General features: G+C 52.8%; 4 protein-coding genes. 3 read left to right on the forward strand and 1 reads right to left on the reverse strand.

Annotated features, from left to right (window positions below):
• The coding region (locus KB557_RS09945; RefSeq protein WP_255133790.1) for a glycosyltransferase family A protein at positions 1–1,310 on the reverse strand (1,310 nt) is incomplete at its 3' end.
• A 42-nt stretch (positions 1,311–1,352) separates the two neighbouring features.
• On the opposite strand from KB557_RS09945, the gene KB557_RS09950 reads away from it, so the two are divergent.
• The 3 genes from KB557_RS09950 to KB557_RS09960 all read left to right on the forward strand — a co-directional run.
• Entirely contained in the window at positions 1,353–2,438 is a 1,086-nt protein-coding gene (locus KB557_RS09950; protein ID WP_255133792.1) for a tetratricopeptide repeat protein, read from the forward strand.
• Entirely contained in the window at positions 2,435–3,199 is a 765-nt protein-coding gene (locus KB557_RS09955) for a peptidylprolyl isomerase (RefSeq protein ID WP_255133793.1), read from the forward strand. The genes KB557_RS09950 and KB557_RS09955 overlap by 4 nt, the downstream gene beginning before the upstream one ends.
• A 2-nt stretch (positions 3,200–3,201) precedes the next feature.
• The coding region (locus KB557_RS09960; protein ID WP_255133795.1) for a hypothetical protein at positions 3,202–3,390 on the forward strand (189 nt) is incomplete at its 3' end.

Below are 3,390 nucleotides of genomic sequence, written 5' to 3' on the forward strand. Positions count from 1 at the left end.
AGCACTTGGCTAGAAGGGAAAAAAGCTGCACTCTGCTCCAACCTATCGAGAGTGGGCCGCTTTGCTTCGCCCCAGCAAATCACGGCCCAGTGCCAAAGAATGCGGGCCAAGCGGCTACGCAGTTCAAAGGGGGGCAACTCTTTTGGATCCCAGCTGAGTAGTTCAATGCTCCAATTCAGCACTTCTTGGCGTAGCGCCCCAAGGGGTTCGGAAAATTTGAGCGCTGTTAGCAACTTTGCGGGCCACCAAGGGCTTGTTGAAGGTGTTGCGCCTAATTCCTCCAGCAGTTTTTGGCGCCAGCTGGCAAGGGTTTGTTGCACAGCAGCGGGGTTGCCCATTAGCCAGCGCTGCTCTAAACGCAGCCAAATCGGATCGCCAAGCAGGGTTTCTATTTGGAACGGCTGCCCCACCCGTTGGCTGCTGCGGGCTACGTTTTCAGCTAAGTGAACCCAAGTAAGAGCTGGTGGCATTGGGCTCATGCCGAAGCTTGAATTCCAGAGTTCTTCTGCTAGCTGGTGTTCATCACAACTCCAGGCATGCCAGCCAGCCCAAGCGCGTGTGGCATATCTAACTTCAGCAGCCAGGTTTGCGGTGCTTTCTTCCTCGGGAAGTTTGGCAAGCCACCTGTTAGTTACAAACAACAGGCTGCGGGCTTGGGGGCGTGCCGCCTGGCTTGCGCCCTGGGGGTGGATTCGATAGCCGCAGGCCAACTGCTGCAACCAAGCACCAGGTTCTTTTGCAAAAGCCAAACGGCAAAGCAGATCCACGTCTTCCGCCTGGGTAAGCCCAGGATCAAAACCACCACTGCGCTCTAAAACTGCTCGGCGCAGCATCCAAGCACTTGGTAGCACCGCCTTGTGGCGCAAAGCCTGCTCAACAGTGAAACCGGCCCCCTCAAGCCAAGGTTGAACAATGCCAATGCTGGAACCAGCATCATTAATGCGTTGCCAACCACATAGCACCTGTTGCAGGGCGGGATTCTGATTAAGCATTGCCGCCTGGCAGGCCAAGCGTTGATCAAGGCAGAGGTCATCAGCATCAAGGAAGCCAACCAGCTCATTTTTGGCTTGCTGCCAGCCCAGATTTCTGGCCTGGGAAACCCCCACACCGGTGGTGGTTATTAGTTGCAATGGCCAGGGCGACTTAGCCCAAATCTGCTCTAGCAGCTGGCCAGATCCATCAGTGGAACCATCATCGATCGCCACCAGTTCAAGCCGAATGTTGCGCTGCAAAAGCAACGAAGCGAGGCTGCTGGGTAACCATTTACGGGCATTCCGAAAAGGAAGCACCACCGAAACCCATGGCATCATGGTGTTAAAGCATCCGCCAAGCAAATACCCCAGTTCATCTTCATGCAACCCACCGGCTACGGCCCTTATCAAGATTCAACAAAAGGCCAACGGAAGCGTTCGAAATTGCGGCAGGCATTAATCCGGTGGCTTGGCGGACCCAGCGCAGCTGAATCTATGGCAACCACTCCTAGCTCTAGTTTTGAACAGCTCTATGGCCATGAGCTGGTGTTACCAAAACCTGATCCAGCTCGGCTGGCCAGCAAAGCTGCTGAATATTTTGCCCAAGCTGAGCAATTAAATCGTTGCGGTGCGCCAGATATGGCCTCGCCCTTATATAGGCAGGCCTACACCCTCTTACACGGCGCTATTGCCAAAAATCCCTTGGATTTGCCGCCAAACCTTGTGGAAATCAACTCAGTTTCGTCACAAAACACGATTGCCCATGAAGCTGCTCAACCAATAACTCAGGGCTCTGATAACACTTTAAATACAGCAACCGATAGCTGGCTTAGGGAGCTGCCGGCTTTACGGGCGCGTTTATCAGTTGAATCAGCAGGTGAAATAGCTGCCCATTTAGCCAGCTTGCGTGAAGCCGGCCACAGCCATGCCGAATTGCATCGGCTAGAGGGTTTAACTGCTTTGGTTCTACAAGACACAAACACGGCAATGCAGCGCTTCCGTGAAGCCCTTGGCCTCAATCCAAATCACTATTCAAGTTTAGTAAATCTTGCTGGCCTGCTTCTACCAGAGGGTCGCCATGAAGAGGCCACAGCACTACTGCAAAGGGCCTTAGATCAAACAAATAGTGAAAGCCTTGAGGCTGTGCCTGCCCTCACCAATCTGTCCCTTGCCCATCAGTTGGCAGGAAGGCCCATGGATGAAGCTTTGTTAGTTCTCAAAGTTCATCGGCTCAAGCCAGGCCATCTGCGCAATGAGCGGCTGCTGCTGGCCGCAAACAACCTTGAACAAATGGGCGAAGATTCCGCTGCTATTGAGTTGCTCAGCTGGTTGCAACAGCAGCAAGCAACCCCTGAGATACTACGGGCCTTAGGTACTTTGCTAGAGCGCCGGGGCGATTATCAAGAAGCTGCCTTGGTTTATCGGCAACTGCTCCAACCGGTTAATCCCGCAAGCCCCGTTTCATGAGTTCACTGCCGGATCATCTCCAGAAGTTGGCCCATCAACTGCCATTGCCGGAGATTGCATCGCTCTCCCTGCTTGCAAAAGCTGAATTGCTTAGGCCATACCTACAAAGATTGCTGCTTAATGCCCTCTGCAAGGAGATTGAACCTGCAAACCAAAGCCCAGAGGCATTACAGCTACTTTGCAAGCGTTTGAGGTTAGCTAACCAAGCTGAACTGGATGTTTGGCGCCAAGCGCTGGGCCTTGAGCTTGCTGATATTGAAGCAATGGCAGGATTTGATACCAGTTTGCAGTTGGCAACCGAAAAGATTTGGGGCCATGAGATCCCAAGCCGTTTTTTGGAGCAACGCTCCCGCTACGACCAAGTAGTTCTCAGCTTGCTCCGCTTTGATGATCCCGATCTAGCACAGGAACTTTATTTTCAGGTGCGCGAAGGCGAATGCAGTTTTGGCGATCTCATTGATACATACTCCGCTAACAATCCCCAACTTGTTCGTGGTCAGATGGGTCCGGTTGCCCTTCATCGCTTAAATCCACTCTTAGCAAGGGTGGTGGAACGCTATGGGCCAGGCGAGATCACACCCCCTCTCGATTTAGATGGAATGGTGCACTTGATTAGGGTGGAATCGGTTCGCAAGGCGCAGCTAGATGAGGCAATGCGTTCCCAGTTATTACAGGAATTACGTTTTGAATGGTTAGAGGAACAGCTACAGCAACTTCAGGCCCGGATCACCGCTCAGCAGCAATTTGTGGAGATTGATTAACCATGAGCAACATCCGCAACCTACTGGAGAACTCATCACTACTTAGCGGGGTTTCGAACGATGCGATTTCTGCCCTATGCCGCCGGGCTGAATTGGTTGAACTGTCTGTGGGCAAACCATTCCAACGCAGTGGTCAATTAGCCCCGGGGCCGGCCTTAGTGCTGCAGGGACGATTAAGACGGATCTATCAA

The organism is Synechococcus sp. Cruz CV12-2-Slac-r (assembly GCF_024346075.1).
GTDB lineage: Bacteria > Cyanobacteriota > Cyanobacteriia > PCC-6307 > Cyanobiaceae > Synechococcus_D.